Annotated in this window: 15 protein-coding genes; 8 read left to right on the top strand and 7 right to left on the bottom strand. The window is 64.9% G+C overall.

Annotated elements, in window-relative coordinates; translation table 11 throughout:
* Nucleotides 1–35 precede the first annotated feature (35 nt).
* The 4 genes from BMI86_RS07745 to BMI86_RS07730 form a co-directional block, all read right to left on the bottom strand.
* Complete coding sequence (locus tag BMI86_RS07745; RefSeq protein ID WP_078540551.1) at nt 36–1502, bottom strand: carboxypeptidase M32; 1467 nt, start codon at nt 1500–1502, stop codon at nt 36–38.
* A complete protein-coding gene (ctaA, locus tag BMI86_RS07740; RefSeq protein WP_078540550.1) occupies nt 1499–2653 on the bottom strand; it encodes a heme A synthase in 1155 nt (384 codons plus the stop codon). The genes BMI86_RS07745 and ctaA overlap by 4 nt, the downstream gene beginning before the upstream one ends.
* A gap of 145 nt (nt 2654–2798) precedes the next feature.
* Nucleotides 2799–3479, bottom strand: coding sequence for an FAD-binding oxidoreductase (locus BMI86_RS07735; RefSeq protein ID WP_078540549.1), 681 nt, complete (start codon nt 3477–3479; stop codon nt 2799–2801).
* Nucleotides 3480–3616: 137 nt separating this feature from the next.
* Complete coding sequence (locus tag BMI86_RS07730) at nt 3617–4600, bottom strand: hypothetical protein (RefSeq protein WP_078540548.1); 984 nt, start codon at nt 4598–4600, stop codon at nt 3617–3619.
* A gap of 234 nt (nt 4601–4834) precedes the next feature.
* On the opposite strand from BMI86_RS07730, the gene infC reads away from it, so the two are divergent.
* From infC to BMI86_RS07705, 5 genes are all read left to right on the top strand, one after another.
* Entirely contained in the window at nt 4835–5377 is a 543-nt protein-coding gene (gene infC / locus BMI86_RS07725; protein ID WP_078540547.1) for a translation initiation factor IF-3, read from the top strand.
* A 659-nt stretch (nt 5378–6036) separates the two neighbouring features.
* A complete protein-coding gene (locus BMI86_RS07720) occupies nt 6037–8352 on the top strand; it encodes a glycosyltransferase family 2 protein (RefSeq protein WP_078540545.1) in 2316 nt (771 codons plus the stop codon).
* A 64-nt stretch (nt 8353–8416) separates the two neighbouring features.
* On the top strand, nt 8417–9082 hold the full coding sequence (locus BMI86_RS07715; protein ID WP_078540544.1) for an SDR family oxidoreductase: 666 nt from the start codon (nt 8417–8419) through the stop codon (nt 9080–9082).
* A gap of 44 nt (nt 9083–9126) precedes the next feature.
* Nucleotides 9127–10170, top strand: a complete 1044-nt coding sequence (locus BMI86_RS07710; RefSeq protein WP_078540542.1) for a glycosyltransferase family 2 protein — start codon at nt 9127–9129, stop codon at nt 10168–10170.
* A gap of 176 nt (nt 10171–10346) precedes the next feature.
* The gene (locus BMI86_RS07705) at nt 10347–11285 is read left to right on the top strand and encodes a hypothetical protein (protein WP_078540540.1); all 939 of its coding nucleotides are present in this window, start codon (nt 10347–10349) and stop codon (nt 11283–11285) included.
* A 93-nt stretch (nt 11286–11378) separates the two neighbouring features.
* On the opposite strand, the gene BMI86_RS07700 is transcribed toward BMI86_RS07705, so the two are convergent.
* On the bottom strand, nt 11379–11591 hold the full coding sequence (locus BMI86_RS07700; RefSeq protein ID WP_078540538.1) for a DUF1127 domain-containing protein: 213 nt from the start codon (nt 11589–11591) through the stop codon (nt 11379–11381).
* A 172-nt stretch (nt 11592–11763) separates the two neighbouring features.
* Here BMI86_RS07700 and pyrC point away from each other — a divergent pair, with 172 nt between their 5' ends.
* The 3 genes from pyrC (at nt 11764) to BMI86_RS07685 (ending at nt 15326) form a co-directional block, all read left to right on the top strand.
* Entirely contained in the window at nt 11764–12804 is a 1041-nt protein-coding gene (gene pyrC, locus BMI86_RS07695; protein ID WP_078540537.1) for a dihydroorotase, read from the top strand.
* Nucleotides 12805–12913: 109 nt separating this feature from the next.
* Nucleotides 12914–13591: an orotate phosphoribosyltransferase gene (locus BMI86_RS07690; RefSeq protein ID WP_078541360.1), complete on the top strand. Its 678-nt coding sequence runs from the start codon at nt 12914–12916 to the stop codon at nt 13589–13591.
* A gap of 235 nt (nt 13592–13826) precedes the next feature.
* Nucleotides 13827–15326, top strand: coding sequence for a replicative DNA helicase (locus tag BMI86_RS07685; protein ID WP_078540536.1), 1500 nt, complete (start codon nt 13827–13829; stop codon nt 15324–15326).
* Between the two features lie 151 nt (nt 15327–15477).
* Here the strand turns inward: BMI86_RS07685 and BMI86_RS07680 are convergent, their stop codons facing one another.
* Entirely contained in the window at nt 15478–18045 is a 2568-nt protein-coding gene (locus BMI86_RS07680; protein WP_078540534.1) for a PBP1A family penicillin-binding protein, read from the bottom strand.
* Between the two features lie 167 nt (nt 18046–18212).
* On the bottom strand, nt 18213–19427 hold the full coding sequence (locus tag BMI86_RS07675) for an N-acetylmuramoyl-L-alanine amidase (protein WP_143594738.1): 1215 nt from the start codon (nt 19425–19427) through the stop codon (nt 18213–18215).
* Between the last annotated feature and the right edge of the window lie 120 nt (nt 19428–19547).

The following is a 19547-nucleotide window of genomic DNA, read 5'->3' as shown; positions in this document are numbered from 1 at the left end:
CCGGAGGCGCCTGCCCCCTCAACCAGCGCGGCGCATCACAGCTTGTAGATGCCCTCGAATTTCCGCGTCAGATAAGCCAGCAGCGGCGTCTCGGTCGGCTCGAACCCGCAGGCATGCTGGATCGTCTCGCGCGGAGTACGCAGACCGCCGTGGACACGCAGGTTCTCGTCGAGCCATTGCTTGGCGGGCGTCGCATCGCCCTCGGCGAGGGCCGCGTCGATGCCGGGCGTGACCGCGCGCATCGCCTCGTCGAGACAGCCCGCATAGACATTGCCCAGCGCATAGGTCGGGAAATAGCCGAACAGCCCCACCGACCAATGCACATCCTGCAGAAAACCCTGGCTGGGCTTGGTGACCTTCACGCCGAAATCCTGCTCGAAACGGGCATTCCACGCCTCTTCGAGATCCGCGACTTCCAGCTTGCCCGAGATCAGATCGCGCTCCAGATCGAAGCGCAGCATGATGTGGAGATTGTAATTCAGCTCGTCCGATTCCGTGCGGATGAAGCCCATATCGACGCGGTTGACCAGCGCGTGGAAGGCCTCCGTATCCATGCCGAGATCGCCGAACGCATCGGTCATGCGCTGATGCAGCCAGCCGGTGAACGGGGCCGAGCGGCCAAGCTGGTTCTCGTAGATCCGGCTCTGGCTCTCATGCACGCCCATCGAGACGCCATGGCCCAGCGGAGTAAAGCGATAGGCCGGGTTGATCGCCTGCTCGTAGGTGGCGTGACCGACCTCGTGGATCGTCGAGTAGATATTGCCGAACGGGTCGCTCTCGGAGATGCGCGTCGTGATGCGCGCATCGTCGCCGCCGCCCGAGGAGAACGGGTGAACCGACATATCGAGCCGCCCGCGCGTCCAGTCATAGCCGAAGGCGGAGGCGCATTTGCGCGCCAGCCGCAGCTGGGCGTTCTCGGGGAAGACCTTGACGAAGGGCTGCGGCGAGACGTCAGAGCCCAGCACCCGGTCGCGCAGCTCCACCAGCGGGCCGCGCATCCGGTCGAAGACGGTGGCGATTTCCTTCGACGTCGCGCCCGGCTCGAAATCGTCGAGCAGCGCATCGTAGAGATTGCCCTCGGACAGGCATTCGGCCTCTTCGCGCTTGAGGCGCACGACCTCTTCCAGCGTCGGCAGGAAGGCGGAGGCATCCTCATTGGCGCGGGCTTCGGCCCAGATGCCTTGGGACAGCGAGGTCAGACGCGCCATCTCGGTCGCAAGGCGCGCCGGGATGCGGGTCGCACGGTTGTAGCTGCGCCCCACCAGATCGAGCACGCGCGCGCTGACCGCGTCATCGGCCTCGGCGCGCGCCAGCCAGTCCTCGATGCGCGGATCGGTGCGGCGCGCATGCAGCACCGATTCCAGCGCGGCGGATTCCTCGGCGCGCTCATCGGCGGCGCCGCGCGGCATCATCACCTCTTGGTCCCAGCTTAGCAGCCCGGCGATATTGCCCAGCGCTTCGGTTTCGCGCTGATGCGCGAGCAGGTCCTGATAGGCGCTCATACACGGCCCTCCCGGATGGAACGAACAAGGGGGAAGCGCGCCATGTGACGCGCGCGGATCACGAGGACCCAGGTGATGATAGCACCGAACTGGTGGATGAGACCCAGCCACCAGTAATTCACCAGTTCAAGCGCGGTGGTGATGCCCAGCACCATCTGGAAGAAGATCATCGCCGCCATCAGCGCGAAGGCTTCCTTGGTGCGCGGATGGGCCGAGCTGCGCGCGCGCCATGCGGCGTAAAGGCCGGAGGCGAAGACGAGATAGCCGACCATGCGGTGCATGAATTGCACCAGCGCGGGGTTCTCGAAGAAATTGCGCCAGATCGGCGTGTAATCGAAGCTCTCGGAGGGCAGGAACTGCCCGTTCATCGAGGGCCATGTCGGGAAGGCGAGCCCTGCATCGATCCCCGCCGTGAGCGCGCCGAGGATGATCTGCACGAACACGAGCCCGATCAGCACCGAGCCGATCCGGGTCAGGCGCGGTTCGGCCAGACGGCGCGCTTGCAACAGCGCCGATTCCGGGCGCGAGAGCTGCAGCGCGAACCACGAGATCAGGCCGAGGATGATGAAGGCGAGGCCGAGGTGCGTGGCCAGCCGGTAGGACGCGACCGAGGTCATCCGCCCCACGAGGCCCGAGGACACCATCCACCAGCCGATCGCGCCTTGCAGACCGCCCAAGACCCCGAGGCTGAACAGTCGACCCGTCCAGCCGGTCGGGATTTTCTTGGTCAGCCAGAAGCCGATGAAGCCGATGAACCAGACCATGCCGATCAGGCGGCCCAGCTGCCGGTGACCCCATTCCCACCAGAAGATGCCCTTGAACTCGGACACAGTCATGTTGGGGTTCATGTATTTGAACTGCGGGCTCTCTTTGTAATGGGTGAATTCCGCCTGCCAGTCGGCATCGCTCATCGGCGGGATCGCCCCCGAGATCGGGTCCCAGCGCGTGATCGACAGCCCGCTATCGGTGAGGCGCGTGGCCCCGCCCACGGCGATCATCGCCACGACCAGCGTGAACAGCACGAACAGCCACATCCGGATCGCCCGGCGCGCGCCGCGCGGCTTGGCGTCGATCATGCCGCCCTTGGGCTCGGCCCGTGTCGTGGCGCCGTCAGAGCCGACTTCCTCGAAGATGCTACGTTTCTCGCTCATGCGTGCGGGCCCCCGGCTTTGTCTGTCGCCTGTTCTTGGCAGAAATTTGCGCGAGGGCAAACTAGGCCGCCCCCTCACCGGGGGCAAGGGGGCGGGAAGGCGCAGGACGCGCGGTCGGGGACCACTTAGACGTGATCGGACAGCGTCAGTCGAAATCCTCGCGGATGATGCGATCTTCCTCGACGCCGAGCTCCTTCAGCGTGGCCTCGATCTCATCGACCATCTTGTCGGGGCCGCAGATGTAGAACTTGCCGCTCTCCTTCTCGACGTAGGGCGCGAGAAAGCCGCGTTCGACATGCATCGAGATGACGCCCTTCCCGGGGTCGCTCTGGTCGGTGACGGTCCAGACGGTCTCCAGCCCCTTCATCGCCTCGAACTCGTCGCGCAGGATGATGTCGGCTTCCGTCTTGTTCGAGAAGATCAGGCGGCAGCCCTCCAGCGTCCCTTCGCGGGCCAGACGTGCGCGCAGGATCGAGATGAAAGGCGTCACCCCTGCCCCGCCCGCGATGAAGGTGCCGGGGCCTTCGTCCTTGATCGCGCCCCACGGGTCGGAGACCTCGACGGTCTCGCCGGGCGTGAGCGTCGCGATCTGCTCGGTCACGCCGTCATGGTCGGGATAGCTCTTGATGACGAATTCCAGCGTGTCGCCATCTACCGGATTGGTGAAGGTGAACGGACGCTGCTCGTCGGTCCAGCCCTCGCGGGTCAGGTTCAGATCGACTGCCTGACCGGGCGCGAAGTCGAACCCTTCGGGGCGCGGGAAGACGAGGTGATGCGTGTCATGGGTGACGGGAGAAATGCTTTGCAATTCGAGACGGGTGCTCATGGAGGGCTCCTTTCGTTGAAGAGCGAACGCGAGGCTTTGCGCAGACGTTCCCACCCGACTGGTCGGATTGCAAAGAAAAGAGCCGCGCGAGGGAATGTCGCGCGGCCCTTGGCGTTTCCACGGATGGAGCGGCGGGCTCAGAAGCCCAGCGCCGCACGGATCTGATCGACCACACCTTCGACCAGTTGCGGATTGTCACGCGCGCTTTGCACCGCTGTGCGCAATTGCGCCTTCGTCGCTTCGGGCAGCTCGGACGTGTCGACGATATCCATCACCCGATCCGCGTCGAACCCTTCAACGGTCAGCGCCTTCGCCGCGCTCATCACGCCCTGCGCAGGGACAGGCTTTTGCGTGTCGCCACCGCTCGCGGTACCTGCGGGGGCCGCCGACTGTGCGGCATTGGTCGCGGCGGCCGCGGCGTCGGCTGCGGCATTGGCGGCTTGACTGGCGGCATCGGCTGCCGCTTTTGCCGCCGTGCTCGCGCCTTCGACCGCGCTATCGGTCGCCTCCTCTTGCGCGCCGCTGGCCGCCGAGGCAGCCGCATTTGCAGCTTTCGCGGCCGCTTCCGCCGCCGTCGTCGCAGCCTTCGCGGCATCGGTGGCAGCCGCGCTGGCCGTATCGCTTGAGGAATCCATCGTGGCTGTCGCGGCCTTGCTTGCAGCGGAGGCGGCGTCCTTGGCCGCGTCACTCGCGTCGCTTGCCGCCTGCTGCGCGGTCTCGGTCGCTTTCGAGACGGTGTCGGCGGCGCTTTGAGCGGCGTCGGAGGCGGCGCTTTGTGCCTGATCGGCCCCGCTCTGCGCGGCCTCTTTCGCGGCATCGGCGGCATCCGCCGCCGCGTTCGAGCCCGCATCCATCGCCCCCGAGGCCTTTTCCTTCAGGCTATCGGCCGCGTCGGACGCCGCCTGGCTCGCCTTGTCAGCGGCGGCCTTCACCGACTCGCCCGCAGATTTCACCGCATCGCTGGCCTTGTCGGCCATGCTCTTGTCGCCAGACTCAGTGCCAGCCGCTGCGTTGGTTGTCGTATCGGTCGCGTCGGGCGAGTCTGTGATATCGGTATTGAGGATGATCAATCCGGCGGCCACCGCCAACACCACGATCGCCGCTGCCACAATCTTGTTCATCACGCTTTTTCCCTTGATTGCCTCTCTCTGCGGGCGGTATTCACCCAGCCTCGACCACTGGGCACAGCCACGCACACGGACCGCTAACGCGCCGCAAATGCCATTGCCCTGCCCGGCAGGACACAACGCGTTTCCTACCTGCCCGGTTCCCGTGCCTTTGCGGTTGAATACGGCGGCACTCGGGACTATCTTTTCCGCCCGAAATTACTCAATGGCTACAGAAGGATTCCCACCATAGCCCGCAGACCCCATAACGCCCCGCCGACCCGTGACACCGGCCCCCGAGTGAACGGCCGTATCCGCGCGAACGAGATTCGACTCATTGGCGCGGAAGGCGAGAATGTCGGCGTGGTTACCCCGCGCGAAGCGATGACCATGGCCGAAGAGGCCGGGCTCGATCTCGTCGAGATCTCGCCCAACGCCAATCCGCCCGTCTGCAAGATCATGGATTTCGGCAAGTTCAAATACGAACAGCAAAAGCGCGAAGCCGAAGCCCGCAAGAAGCAGAAGACGATCGAAATCAAGGAAGTCAAATTCCGCCCGGGCACCGATGTGCACGATTACGACGTCAAGATGCGCAACGTGGTGAAGTTCCTCGAGAACGGCGACAAGGTGAAGGTCACCCTGCGCTTCCGCGGTCGCGAAATGGCGCACCAGGATCTGGGTCTCGAATTGCTCAACCGCGTCCGCACCGATGTGGGCGAGCTTGGCAAGGTCGAGAACATGCCCAAGCTCGAAGGCCGCCAGATGGTGATGATGATCGCCCCGGCGAAATAACCGCCAGAGCATCGCGAGATGGTTTGAACCCTCCCCTCACCGGGAGGGTTTTTTCATGGCCCGTTGGGGGTGGTTCTCGCGTTTCGGGGGGATGGAAAATTAAAGCGCCGCGGGAGGGAGACCCGCGGCGCATTTTGGGGAAGAGACGAGGGAGAACGTCTGTTCCTCTGGTCGGGTTCTGTGCGGTTTGGGCCGCGTCAGGGAGATCAAGAACCCGATGCACTTGTGATATGGGAGTATCCGTGTGCTGAACTTGACTTAGGTCAAAATTCATCCGGTTTGAACTGCGACAAACTGTTCCAATGGTCACGTTTCTGGCAGGGTCGGTGAGCCGCGTGTGAGGAAAACCTGACCGGAAGCCTGACACCCCGCCTTCGGACCTGTCTTTTCGGGCTCTCAAGACACACGGCGCGATCACGCGAGCGACTCGCCCCGACCGAACTTTCAGTGCCTTTTTCTTCCCGTCCCATCCGGTCTTGCGCGCGCGCCTCCGCAATTGCCCCGGTTTCGCCATTCCCACCGCGCGAAATCGCCCCGTTCGGAGGCGAAATCGTGACCCGGACAGGTGCGGCCCGGAATCGGGTCGGCGGCGATTGCGCGCTCTTTATCGCGTCACCCCCTGCGTGCTAGTTGGAACGAGAGGCAGTTTCGAGATCGATATGGGCAAGCAACGAGTGATCCGGCGCAGGATGCAGGCGCAGACGGGCCAGCCCGCGCTGCTCGACGCGGTGGGCTGGACCGAGGACACCGAACTCGGGCCCCGTCACCATCTGCGCGCCTTCTTCGCCGCCCCGTCTCAGGCCGAGGATCTGAGCTTCGATGCCGTGCCCGGTGCGGCGCATCTGGCCGAGGGCCGCAATATCGCGGGCGCGGTGATGGCGATTTACGAGCCGACCGCGCCGGGCCCGATTCAGGCCGCGATGTCCGGGCCGGACGGCGCTAGCCTGCGCGAGATCACCCCCGCCGCCCCCGATTGGGAGATGTTCGAAGGCCGCAACTGCCTGTTCGGGCTGCGGCTGGAGGAGAGCGTCGAGACGGTGCTCGATTGGCTGAGCTGGCATCACGACCATCACGGCGCGACCGGCGCGGTGATCGTGAACCGCGCGCCCGTGGATAGCCCCGCAGGCACTGGCGAGAGTTTCGCCGATGCGCTGGAAGCGGGCATGGCGCTGCGCGAGCTGGACCTGCCGGTCGCGATCCTTGAAAGCCCGCTGCCGCTCGGCAAGCCCGATCAGGGGCCGGAAAACCATGTCTTCCTCGCCCCCGACGCGCCCGGCAAGGACCGGATGGAGCCGCCTGCCCCCGATCCGCAGCGTAGCCCTCTGGGTCAGGCGCTGATCTTCGAGATCGCGAAATGGCGCTTCTTTGCGAAGGCGGCCTCGGTGCTGGTGCTCGACGTGACCGATCTTCTGGCGGCGCGCGAGCCGGGCCAGCCCTCGGCCTTCGAAGCCACGCAAGAGGCCGAGAACGGCGTGATCCTTCTGGTGGGCCGCCGCATTTACCCTTGGCGCGTGCGCAACGATCAGCCCGCGCGCTTCCCTGACCATATCTGCCGCCAGTTCGACGCGCGGCGCGGCATCGCGCGCTGGGGCTGCGCGCCGCAAAAGGCTGGGCTGGAGAATACATGGCGCCTCTTGCGCGTCAGCTATTGCCGCCCCGATCCGGGGCTGACCTACGGCTTCTGGCGGGCGATGGCGCTGCGGGTGCCGGGAACCTCGCCTGCGGAACTCGCCCCCAAGACCTCGCTGGTCGAGGATGAGCGGCTCTTGCACCTGTCGCGCGACATCTGGGGGTTCAAGCCGGTGCGCCCGCCTGTCTCCAAGGTGAAGAACGCGCCCGCGCAGGCGGTGAAGGCAGGCCGCACCGCCATCGTCACCACGATGAAGAACGAAGGCCCCTTCATCCTCGAATGGATCGCCTATCACCGCGCGATCGGGGTGGATGATTTCCTCGTCTATACCAACGACTGCACCGACGGCACCGATACGATGCTCGATCTGCTGCAGGCGAAGGGCTACGTCCAGCACCGCGAGAACCCGTTCCGCACGATGGTCGACATGAAGCCGCAGCACGCGGCCCTGGCGGCGGCGGAGACCGAGCCGGTGATCACCAAGGCGGGATGGTCGATCTGCATGGATGTGGACGAGTTCATCAATGTGAAGATCGGCGACGGCACGCTGAAATCGCTGTATCAGGCGATGGGCGAAGCGAACATGATCGCGCTCACCTGGCGGCTTTTCGGCAATGCGGATGTCCACGAATACGAGGACAGCTTCATCACCGGGCAATTCACCCGCTGCGCCCCCGAGATCGTGCGCAAACCGCATCAGGCCTGGGGCTTCAAGACGCTGTTTCGCAATATCGCGCTCTACAAGAAGTTGGGCGTCCATCGCCCCAAGGGGCTGAACCCGGACCTCTGGGATCAGGTGAACTGGCTCAATGGCTCGGGCCAGCCGATGCCGCGCGAGATGTTCCGCAATGGCTGGCGCTCGACGCTCGACACCTATGGCTATGACTGGGTGCAGCTGAACCATTACGCGGTGCGCTCGGCCGAGAGCTTCCTTGTAAAGCGCGACCGGGGTCGGGTGAACCATGTCGATCGCGATCAGGGGCTGAACTACTGGTTCCGGATGAACCACAATGCGGTCGAGGATCGCTCGATCCAGCGGATGCTGCCTGCGGCTCGCGCCGAGTTCGACCGGATGATGGCCGATCCCGAGATCGCCGCCGCGCATCACCATTCCGTCGCCTGCCACCGCGCGAAGATCAAGGAACTGATGGCGCGCCCCGATCAGCGCGAGTTCTATGAGACCCTGACGTCCGCGCGGTTCGAAGCGCTCTCGCGGATGCTGCATGTCTTCGGCTCGGCCGTGTTCAACACCGGCCCGCATGTGATCCCCGACGACCTGCACGCCCGCGATCTGCCCCACGACTTCTTCTTCACCGTCGACGCCCCCGACGAGGCCACGCACTAAGCGCGGCGCCTTTACCCCTGCGCGTCCTGACCTAGCTTTCCGCTCAAAGGAAAGGACACAAAACATGGCACGCATTTTCGTCATCGGCGCGACAGGCGGCGTCGGGCATCGGCTGGTCCCGCTTCTGATCGAGGCAGGCCACGAGGTCACCGCGCTGCACCGCAAACCCGAGCAGGCCGACAGCCTGCGCGCGATGGGCGCGACGCCCGTCCAAGGCGACCTGATGGAACTGACCGCAGGCGATTTCGAACCGATGTTCGAGGGCCATGACGCGGTTGTCTTCTCGGCGGGGGCTGCGGGTTCGGGGCTGGAACGCACCACCCGGATCGACGGCGAGGCGCCGCTCGACGTGATTGCCGCGATGAACCGCACCGGGGTGCCCCGGCTCTACCTCGTCTCCGCCTTCCCCGATGCCGGGCGCGGCAAGGAGATCAAGCCGGGCTTCGAGCATTACATGCTGGCGAAGAAGACGGCCGACGCCGCCGTAGTGGCGAGCGGGCTCGACTACGTCATCCTGCGCCCCGGCACGCTGATGGACGAGGACGGCGACGGGCGCGTGGCGCTGGCCCATGCGCTCGATTACGGCTCGGTCGCGCGTGGCCATGTCGCAGCGGTGCTGGCCGCGCTGATCGACGCGCCCGAGATCAGCCATGAAATCCTCGAGCTGACCGACGGCACCGAGGAGATCGCGGCAAGCGTGGCCGCCCTGCCGCGCCACGTCGCCGTGTGATCCCAGACACTTGCGGGCGCGCGCGGCCTCACTACAGTGGCGCAATGCGTGCGCTCGCGATCACATCCGTCAAGAACGAAGGCCCGTTTCTGCTGGAATGGCTGGCCCATCACCGCGCCATCGGCTTCACGGATTTCCTTGTCTTTTCCAACGACTGCGACGACGGCACCGATGTGATGCTGGATCGGTTGCAGGAGATCGGTTGGCTGACCCATGTGCCCAATCCCGGCCCGTGGAAGGAAGGGCCGCAATGGGCGGCGTTGAAACAGGCTGATGCGCATCCGCTGGTGGCTCAGGCCGACTGGATCGCGGTGATCGACGTTGACGAATTCGTCACCATAAAGACCGGCGACGGCACGCTGGACGCGCTGATCGAGGCCGTTCCGCAGGCGACCGCTTTCGCGATGACTTGGCGGCTCTTCGGCAATTGCGGCGTGGTTGGCTTCGAGGATCGCCCCGTCACGCAACAGTTCCCCTGCTGCGCGCCGCCGGACATGCTCTGGCCGTGGCGCGCGTCGATGTTCAAGACGCTCTTCGCCAATACCGGCGCCTATGCCAAGCTCGGTGTGCACCGCCCCCGCGCGCCGCAGAACGACAAGCTGGCAGGCACGCTCTGGGTCGACGGATCGGGGCGCAAGCTGCCGCCGCACTATCAGCGCCAGAAGCTGTTCACCCCGCCCGGCAGCGCGCCCTACGACCTCGTCCAGCTCAACCATTATCCGCTTGGGTCGATGGAGGGCTACCTCGTGAAATGCGACCGCGGCCGCTCGAACCGGCAGGCAGGCGCCTTCGACATGTCCTACTGGGTGGAGCGTAATTTCTCGGACGTGGAGGACGATTCGATCCGACGCCACGATGCGGGCACGCAGGCGCGTCTCGCCGAGCTGACCGCCGATTCTGACCTGCCCGACCAGCACAATAAGGCGGTTATGTGGCGCAAAGCGAAAGCCCGCGCGCTTCTGCGCGAGGAGCCGTATCGCGCGCTTTTTGGCAGGCTTCTTCTCTGCCCGCCAAGCCGCCCGCTCTCGCCGCAGGCCGCTAAACTCATGGTTCGCCTCGCAAAAGCGGCGATTGCCGAGAACCCGTGAACAAATGCGGCTGATTAGGCCGATTGTTGCCCATTAAGAAATGTGGCGGCAGATTCCTCGCTTGGCTCCTATTTGTGCCCCTTTCTTGCGGTGATACGTTGGTTGAGCAGAACTGGCGGTGTCCCGCCCGCGCCCGCAGCAAGCGAAGCGCGCACGAAAGCTGAAAAGAGGCGAAGGTGAACAAGGCAGACACGGACTGGCGTGCACGGCTGGAAAAGATCGCGGACGAGACCGGCTATTACGAGCCGCTCGGCGCCGATCATGAAGTGCTGTTCCACGACGACTCGCCCGTCCTGATCGTCAGCTTCGAGACCCGCGCACAGATCGAGGCCGATCGCGAGGAGGCCCTGCCCTTCGGCTACAAGATCGCCTGCGATGAGGGCTGGTCCGCGCTCAGCGTGATCGCTTCGGACGAGAGCTGGTTCCGCGACCCCGCCATCTATGCCTATTTCGACCGCCTCGTCGACGAAGCCTTCTTCGAAGATTTCGACCGTGTGGTGTTCTACGGCGCGGGCCCCGGCGGCTATGCGGCGGCCGCCTTCTCGGTCGCAGCACCCGGCGCCACGGTGGTTGCGCTCGCCCCGCAAGCGACGCTCGATCCGACACTCGCGGGCTGGGATGACCGATACCCGCAGACCCGCCGCATGTCCTTTACCGATCGCTACGGCTTCGCGCCCGAAATGCTCGACGGCGTAGAGCGGGCCTTCGTCTTCTATGACCCGTTCGAGCGGCTCGATGCGATGCACGCGGCGCTGTTCGCGCGACCTTGCGTGTCGCTGATGCCGTGCCGACATATCGGCCCGGACCCGGCGGCGGGGCTGCTCGATATGGATATTCTCGACGAGGTCCTGATCGCTGCGGGCGCGGGCAAGCTTACCCCGTCCCTGTTCTGGACCTTCTTCCGCGCCCGGCGGCTCTCGAAACGCTACGTGATCCGGCTGGTCGACCACCTGCGCAGAGCGCGCCGCCCGGTGCTGGAAGCGATCCTGTGCCGCGCGGTCGGGACCAGCCAGAACCGTCCGAAATTCCGCAACCGCTATGAGGCGCTCGCCCAGAAGCTCGCCGAGCAGGGGGTCGAGTTGCCGGAGCCACAAGAACGGGCTGGCGCGGCCTGAGCCCCGAACGAGAGACTGAAACGTAAAAAGGGCGCGCCCCGGCTTGGGCACGCCCTTTTTCAATGCGAGACGCCGGAGCGCCCCGAACCGCGATCAGATGTAGAAGCGGTCGCGGAACACGTGGCGCACGATGCCGTCACGGGTCAGACCCATATCGGCCAGTTCGGCGTCGCTTTTCGCGTCGAGCGCACGGATCTGCTCTTGGCGCGACTGGCGCTCCATATAGGCGACGAGGCCTTGCGTGATTGCGTGGCCCATACGGGCAAAGATCGATTGTTCGCCATGGGCGGTGGTAACGAATGCCATTGGAAACCTCCTGAGGTTCAGCGTTCAGGTCGTTTTCTCCCTTGGCACTGAATTTAGGTCAGCTTTGCTGCCAGTGGTACCGCCATCTCCGCATCCCCGCCATGCAATTGCTGCAGCGCGGCATGCGCGCTCCCTCTGGATTTGCACGCAGCCTCGGGCTAAGGACTTTTTCATGAGCACGATCACCCTGCCCCGCCCCGACGACTGGCACCTGCATCTGCGCGATGGCGCGATGCTGGAAGGTGTCGCCCCCGAAACCGCCCGTGATTTCGCCCGCGCGATCATCATGCCGAACCTCGTGCCCCCCGTGGTGCGCGGAGACGATGCTGCCGCCTATCGCGAGCGCATCCTGAAGGCGCTGCCGGAAGGGAGCGATTTCGAGCCGCTGATGACGCTCTACCTGACCGAGAAGACCGACGCGGAAGACGTGGCGCAGGCCGCCGCCTCCGGTCTGGTCAAGGCGGTGAAGCTCTATCCGGCGGGCGCCACGACGAACTCCGATTCCGGCGTGCGCGATTTCGACAAGGTGCGCGGCGTGCTGGAGAAGATGGCCGAGATCGGCCTGCCGCTTTGCGTGCATGGCGAGGTGACCCGCCCGGAGGTCGACATCTTCGACCGCGAGGCCGTGTTCATCGAGACTGTGCTGGACCCGATCCGGCGCAAGACCCCCGGGCTGCGCGTGGTGATGGAGCATATCACCACGAAAGACGGCGTGGATTACGTGGCCGCGCAGGGCGACGACATGGGCGGGACGATCACCACGCATCACCTGATCATCAACCGCAACCATATCCTCGTGGGCGGGATCAAACCGCATTACTACTGCCTGCCGGTGGCCAAGCGCGAGACGCATCGGCTGGCGCTGGTCGAGGCCGCGACCTCGGGCAATCCGCATTTCTTCCTCGGCACCGACAGCGCGCCGCATGTGGACGCCGCCAAGGAAACCGCTTGCGGCTGCGCGGGCTGTTTCACCGCGACCCATACGATGCCGCTTCTGGCACATGTGTTCGAAGCCGAGGGCGCGCTTGATAAACTCGAAGCCTTCGCCTCGCGCAACGGGCCGAATTTCTACCGCCTGCCGGTTAACGAGGGCACGCTGACGCTCGAGAAGACCGACCAGCCCAACAGCTGGCCCGCCAAGATCGAGACCGGCGCGGGCCCCGTCACCCTCTTCGATCCGGGTTTCCCGGTCCATTGGCATGTAAAACGCTGAGTTTCGCCTTGGCGCAAATATCCCCGCCGGAGACTCCCGGGCCAGCCGACGGACGCTCCGCGGGGGATATTTAGACCAAGCCGAAACCAGCCTTGATAAGGACGAGATGATGATCCCCAGCTCCTTCCCCAGCAAAGAAGAAATCGCCCGCCTGACCGCGCGGATGCTTCTGGAAATCGAAGCGGTGCATTTCAACGCCGACGAGCCCTTCACGCTCGCCTCCGGCCTGCCCTCGCCGACCTATATCGATTGCCGCAAGCTGATCTCCTTCCCGCGCATCCGCTCGACCCTGATGGATTTCCTCGCGGTGACGGTGATGCGTGAGGCGGGCTTCGAGGCGTTCGACAATATCGCGGGCGGCGAGACGGCGGGCATTCCCTTCGCCGCGATGGTGGCCGAGCGTCTGGCCCTGCCGATGACCTATGTGCGCAAGAAGCCCAAAGGTTACGGGCGCAACGCGCGCATCGAAGGCGCGATGACCGAGGGCCAGCGCGTGCTGCTGGTCGAGGACCTGACCACCGATGGCGGCTCGAAGCTGAGTTTCGTCGATGCGATCCGCGACACCGGCGCGAGCTGCGGCCATACGGCAGTGATCTTCTACTACGGGATCTTCCCGGAGACCGTGCCGAACCTGCGCAAGCATGGCGTCGAGCTGCACCACCTGTGCACCTGGTGGGACGTGCTGGCCGAGGCGCGCGAACAGGGCAGCTTCTCGAAAGAGACGCTCGACGAGGTCGAGGCCTTCCTGAGCGATCCGCGCCCGTGGCAGGACGCGCGCAAGGGCTGAAACAGCCCGGAGATTCCTGTGGATGATCCTGTGGATGCTCTGGGGAGCGTTTTGGCCCCGAATCTCGCGCTTCGAAAATAATCGCGAGATGTGGTAGGCTCCCCACGGGCAAACACCATAAATCCCGAAAACTCCGCTGAAACAGCGGGGTTTTCCCCAATCTTATCCAGATTCCCTTTTCCCCCGACTGCGGCTAGAAGACCGCGCAGAGGGACGGGGACACCGAGGCAGGTACATGAACGATCAGGCACAACGACCCGATGAGGGACAGCCCGGAAATTTGCCCGCAGAGGGCACCGCACTGCCCCATAATATCGAAGCGGAACAGCAGCTTCTGGGCGCGATCCTCACCAATAACGACATCTTCGACCGGATCGCATCCGTCATCAAACCGGAGCATTTCTACGAGCCGGTGCACCAGCGCATCTACGAAGTCGCGGCGGCGAAGATTCAGAAGAACGCGCTCGCCTCGCCGGTGACGCTGAAAGCCTATCTCGAAGACGATGCGGGCCTTCAGGAACTGGGCGGCCCGGCCTATCTGGCGCGTCTTGCTGGCGCGGCGATCTCGGCCTATGCGGCGCGCGACTATGCGCTGATGATCTACGAGATGGCGGTGCGCCGCGGGCTGATCGAACTGGGTCAGGACATCTCGTCGCGCGCGGGCAAGCCGCAGATCGACGACGACCCGAAAGAGCAGATCGCCTCCGCCGAGCAGCGGCTCTACACCCTCGCCGAAGAAGGTCAGGCGCAGAAGGGCTGGACCTCGTTCCTGTCGGCGGTGACCGAGGCCGTGCAATCGGCCAATGCCGCCTATCAGCGCGATGGCGGGCTTGCGGGCGTCTCGACCGGGCTGGTCGATCTCGACAAGAAGCTCGGCGGCTTCCACCCGTCGGATTTGCTGATCCTTGCAGGGCGTCCCTCGATGGGGAAAACCTCGCTTGCGACCAACATCGCCTTCAACATCGGCAAGGCCTACAAGAAGGGCATGCGCCATGACGGGGTCGAGGGCGCGATCGAAGGCGGCGTGGTCGGGTTCTTCTCGCTCGAGATGAGCGCCGAACAGCTGGCCGCGCGTATCCTGTCGGAAGCGTCGGAGGTGCCCTCGGAGCGCATCCGCCGCGGCGACATGACCGAAAGCGAATTCCGCCGCTTCGTCGAGGCCGCGAAGGCGCTGGAGAAATGCCCGCTCTATATCGACGACACGCCCGCCCTGCCGATCGGTCAGGTCGCGGCGCGGTGCCGCCGTCTGAAGCGGACGCATGGGCTCGACGTGGTGATCGTCGACTACTTGCAGCTGCTGCGCGGCTCGGGCCGAGGCGACAACCGCGTGCAGGAGATCGGTGAGATCTCGATGGGCCTGAAGGCCATCGCGAAGGAGTTGAACATCCCCGTGGTCGCGCTGTCGCAGCTGTCGCGGACGGTGGAGAGCCGCGAGGACAAACGCCCGCAGCTCTCCGACCTTCGGGAATCGGGCTCGATCGAACAGGATGCCGACGTGGTGATGTTCGTCTATCGCGACGAATATTATCACGAGCGTCTCAAGCCACCGGAAGACGACCCGAAATTCGCCGAGTGGATGCAGAAGGCCGAGCGCGTGCATGGCAAGGCCGAGGTGATCCTGGGCAAGCAGCGTCACGGGCCGATCGGCACGGTGGAATTGGCCTTCGAGAGCCAGTTCACGCGCTTCTCGGATCTGGCCAAGCCCTGGCAGGGCGACGGCAACGAAGGGTTCTGAGCGGGGCTTGGGGGCGCGGCCCCTACCCCTTACGGGTCTCTAGGTACGCCCGAACCGCCAGAGCTCTGGCACGTATAATCGAGCAGAAACGGAAAAAGGGGGGCGAACGCCCCCCTTTTTTAGTGTCTGTCGGTTGTGACGCGCGGCGCGCTCAGTAGAGGCCGCCTGCCGAGAGCGAGCCGAAATCGGCCTTCTTCTTCGGAATGACCTTTTGCTGGCCGGTCGAGGTGGTCACCGTGGTGGAGCCCGCATCGTCGCGTTCGCCCTGCGCAAACAGCGGCAGGTTCGAGCCCATCGCGAAGCCGCCATCGACGACCAGCGAGCCGAGACCCGACATGTCCTGACCGGGGCGCAGATATTCAGCCTGCACGAATTCGCCGGTGGCGGAGTCCGACAGACGCTCGCCGGTATAGCGGTTGAACTTCGCCCAGGTGCCGCCCGGCGGAACCTTGAACTTCGAGCCGCCGAATTCCTTGATCGCCTCGCGCATGAACTCGTTGAACACGGGCACACAAAGCGTGCCGCCATAGGCGTGACGGCCCAGCGAGCGCGGGTTGTCGTAGCCCATGTAGCACGAGGCCACGATGTTCGAGCTGAAGCCGGTGAACCACACGTCCTTCGCGTCGTTGGTGGTGCCGGTCTTGCCCGCGATCGGAACCGGCAGATCGACGCCGTAGCCGGAGCCGCGCTTCACCACGCCCTCCATCAGCGAGATCATCTGATAGGCGGTGATCGGGTCGATGATCTGGTCGCGGTGGCTGACGATCTTCGGCCCCTGCCCCTCGGGCAGGTTCGGATCCTCGCAATTGGCGCAGCTGCGCTGGTCGTGGCGGTAGATCGTGCGGCCATAGCGGTCCTGCACGCGGTCGACCAGCGTCGGCTCCACGCGCTCGCCGCCATTGGCGAACATCGCATAGGCCGAGATCAGGCGGAACATCGTCGTTTCCTGCGCGCCGAGCGCATTGGCGAGGAACTGGCGCATATGGTCGTAGACGCCGAATTTCTCGGCATAGGCCGCAACCGTCTCCATGCCGATTTCCTGCGCGATCCGGATCGTCATCAGGTTCCGCGAATGCTCGAGCCCGGTGCGCATCGGCGTCGGGCCGTAATATTTGTTCGACGCGTTCTTCGGACGCCACATGCCTTGGGGCGTGTTGATCTCGATCGGCGCGTCGACCACGATCGTCTCGGGCGAGAAGCCGGAATCCAGCGCCGCCGCATAGACGAAGGGTTTGAAGTTCGAGCCCGGCTGGCGCATCGCCTGCGTGGCGCGGTTATAGACCGAGGACTGATAGGAGAAACCGCCCTGCATCGCCAGCACGCGGCCGGTATTCACGTCCATCGCCATGAAGGCGCCTTCGACCTTCGGCACCTGGCGCAGCGTCCAGCGGATGAAGGAGCCATCGCTATCCTTCGTCATCGCGCGGACCTCGACGACATCGCCAGTCTCCAGCAGGTCCTGCGCCTGTTTCGCGCGCGGGCCGAGCTTGCCGTCATCCTTCAGTTTGCGCGCCCAGGTCACGTCCTCGGGCGGGATCCAGTGGCCGTCTTTGTCTTCCTCGATGCCTTCGATGCCGATGCGGGCCGAGCTGCCTTCGAAGCCCAGCACCACAGCCGGGTGCCAGCCGTCGATGTCGCGCGGGGCTTTCGCGGTCGAGACATCGGAGAGCGCGGCGCGCCAGTCGGCCTCGTTCTTCAGCTTGTCCTCGGCGATCTTCGCCCCGGTGCCGCGCCAGACGCCCTGCTCGCGGTCGTATTTCTCCAGCGCATGTTGCAGCGCCTTCGTCGCATGGGATTGCAGATCGGGGTTCACGGTCGCGCGGATCGTGAGGCCGCCGCCAAAGAATTCCTCTTCGCCGAAGCTCTTCGACAGCTGACGGCGAATTTCGTCGGTGAAATAGTCGCGCGGCGGAAGCTGCGCGCGGAACGGGGCGTAATCGCCGTTCTGCACGGATTTCAGCGGCTTGTTCTGCTCCGCCTCCATCGTCGCCTTGTCGATCCGGCCATCCTCATACATCCGGCGGAGCACGTAGTTGCGACGCTCCACCGCGGTCTTGTAGTCGCGCACGGGATGCAGATCGGCGGGTTTCTTCGGCAGTGCCGCGAGATAGGCGGCCTCGCCCACCGTCAGATCGGCGAGCGGTTTGTTGAAATAGGTCTGCGCGGCAGCAGCGACCCCGTAGGAGTTCTGGCCGAGATAGATCTCGTTGAGATAGAGTTCGAGAATACGATCCTTGCTCAGCACATGTTCGATGCGCGAGGACAGGATCAGTTCCTTGATCTTGCGCTCCACCGAGCGGTCTGCAGACAGCAGCAGGTTCTTCGTCACCTGCTGGGTGATCGTCGAAGCACCGCGCACGTCGCGCCCGCCCGACTTCACGGCGGTGAACATCGCCGCTGCGATCCCGCGCGGGTCGAAACCGGGGTGGATGTAGAAGTTCTTGTCCTCGGCCGAGACGAAGGCGCCCTTCACCCGGTCGGGAATGTCGCGGATCGGCACGAAGAGGCGGCGCTGCTCGGCGAATTCGTCGATCAGGCGGCCGTCGCCGTTATAGATGCGCGAAATGGTCTTCGGGCGGTATTGCGCAAGCTGGTCGTAGCTCGGCAGATCGCGCGAATAGATCCAGAAGATCGCCCCGATGGTGAGCGCGGCAAAGAACAGCCCGGTCACAACCCAGGAAAACACGCCGCCGATCGAGCCGAGAATGAAACGGATCACAGATACACCCCTTGCCTCGGGGCAGATCACCCCATCGCGCCAGCCTATACATCGCGCCTTCGTGACGGTCAAAGTAATGTGCGCTCACGCTTCCGAGAAGACTCCGGATGGTCACAATCCCGCTCAATGGGCGGATGACCGCGCGTCAGACCGGGAACAAAACGCGATTATTGGCGCAAAAGCTTCGCCTCGGCCGCATCGGCCTGCGCCCAGGTCTCGACGCCTTTCGTGAGCGCCGCCGCCATCCGTGTGCGCCAATCGGGGTCCTTGAGCCGCGCGCGATCGGCAGGCGAGGACAGGAATCCCAGCTCCACGAGGACCGAAGGGATATCGGGCGATTTCAGCACCGAGAAATTCGCGCCCTGCACCGGGCGTTTGTGCATATGCAGCCCCGCCCCCTTGATCGCGCCCGCCAGCACCTGCGACAGCCGGACCGAGCGCGGCTGCGTATCGCGCCGCGCCAGATCGACGAGAATATGGGTGATCGCATCGCCCTGCCCGTTCAGATCGACCCCTGCGAGGATATCGTCGCGGTCGTGGCGCTGTACCAGCTTGCGGGTCGCTTCCGTTTCGGCGTGATCGGCGAGCCGGTAGATCGTGGAGCCCGTCGCCTGCCCCTCGGCGATGGAATCGGCATGGAGCGAGATGAAGAGATCCGCCCCCGCCGCACGCGCCACCGTCACGCGGGTTTCGAGCGGCACGAACACGTCCTGATCGCGGGTCATCACCACCTGCATCCCCGCCCGGCGCATCGCATCGCGCAACTGGCGCGCGAAGCCCAACACGATATCGGCCTCATGCGCGCCGCCATCCTCCGCCCCCGGATCGATGCCGCCATGGCCGGGATCGAGCACGACCTTCAGCGGTCGCGTCCCGTCCTGTCGCCGATGCGGCGCGACGGTCGGCGCGGGTTGCGGCAGATCCCACAGCGCGGAATCGGCGGCCCCCTTGCGCGGGGTGAACTTTGCCGCGGGCACCTGCGCCAGCGTCAGCGCGATCTCGGGGTCGCCCTTGGTGCGTTCCTCCGAGGTGACGAGGCGCATCGGATGGGCCAGCTCGGCCACCAACCGCGACCAGCCGGGCCGGAACTTGCCCCAGCGCAGACCTTTGATCGCATCGCTGCCCTTGAGCAGATTTTCGGGCGGGTTGGCGCCGAAATTCACCTCGCGGAAGTCGATGACGAGCCTGTAGGGATCGGCCAGCAGAAAGGCGCGATACGGCACGGGCTGACTGATCCCGAGCGTGATCGCGACCTTGTCGCCGCTTTGCGCGATCTGGCTGCGGTCGGGCGCATATTGCGCCAAGGCCGACAGGTACTGCGCCCGCGCAGGCAGAGCCAGCGCGAGAGACATCGCGAGAAGTAGAATGAACCGCCCGATCATACGCGCCCCGTTTTTATGCGCTTTCGTTTTGCGGGCACTATAGCCGCCGGGGTCGCGCGGAGCAAAGGGCGAATGGAAGACGCATGCCCCCAAGGCATTTGAGGAGCCGCGTCGATTGAC

This window comes from Thioclava sp. DLFJ5-1 (assembly GCF_002020115.1).
Classification (GTDB): Bacteria; Pseudomonadota; Alphaproteobacteria; order Rhodobacterales; family Rhodobacteraceae; genus Thioclava; species Thioclava sediminum.
This window is presented reverse-complemented; position numbering and strand designations above follow the sequence as displayed.

What these genes read in the sequence shown, in the direction of transcription:
- BMI86_RS07720 (WP_078540545.1), top strand. Translation starts at nt 6,037, where the DNA reads ATGGGCAAGCAACGAGTGATCCGGCGCAGGATGCAGGCGCAGACGGGC.
- BMI86_RS07715 (WP_078540544.1), top strand. Translation starts at nt 8,417, where the DNA reads ATGGCACGCATTTTCGTCATCGGCGCGACAGGCGGCGTCGGGCATCGG.
- BMI86_RS07675 (WP_143594738.1), bottom strand. Translation starts at nt 19,427, where the DNA reads ATGATCGGGCGGTTCATTCTACTTCTCGCGATGTCTCTCGCGCTGGCT.
- BMI86_RS07710 (WP_078540542.1), top strand. Translation starts at nt 9,127, where the DNA reads ATGCGTGCGCTCGCGATCACATCCGTCAAGAACGAAGGCCCGTTTCTG.
- BMI86_RS07685 (WP_078540536.1), top strand. Translation starts at nt 13,827, where the DNA reads ATGAACGATCAGGCACAACGACCCGATGAGGGACAGCCCGGAAATTTG.
- BMI86_RS07735 (WP_078540549.1), bottom strand. Translation starts at nt 3,479, where the DNA reads ATGAGCACCCGTCTCGAATTGCAAAGCATTTCTCCCGTCACCCATGAC.
- BMI86_RS07690 (WP_078541360.1), top strand. Translation starts at nt 12,914, where the DNA reads ATGATCCCCAGCTCCTTCCCCAGCAAAGAAGAAATCGCCCGCCTGACC.
- ctaA (WP_078540550.1), bottom strand. Translation starts at nt 2,653, where the DNA reads ATGAGCGAGAAACGTAGCATCTTCGAGGAAGTCGGCTCTGACGGCGCC.
- BMI86_RS07730 (WP_078540548.1), bottom strand. Translation starts at nt 4,600, where the DNA reads ATGAACAAGATTGTGGCAGCGGCGATCGTGGTGTTGGCGGTGGCCGCC.
- pyrC (WP_078540537.1), top strand. Translation starts at nt 11,764, where the DNA reads ATGAGCACGATCACCCTGCCCCGCCCCGACGACTGGCACCTGCATCTG.
- BMI86_RS07700 (WP_078540538.1), bottom strand. Translation starts at nt 11,591, where the DNA reads ATGGCATTCGTTACCACCGCCCATGGCGAACAATCGATCTTTGCCCGT.
- BMI86_RS07745 (WP_078540551.1), bottom strand. Translation starts at nt 1,502, where the DNA reads ATGAGCGCCTATCAGGACCTGCTCGCGCATCAGCGCGAAACCGAAGCG.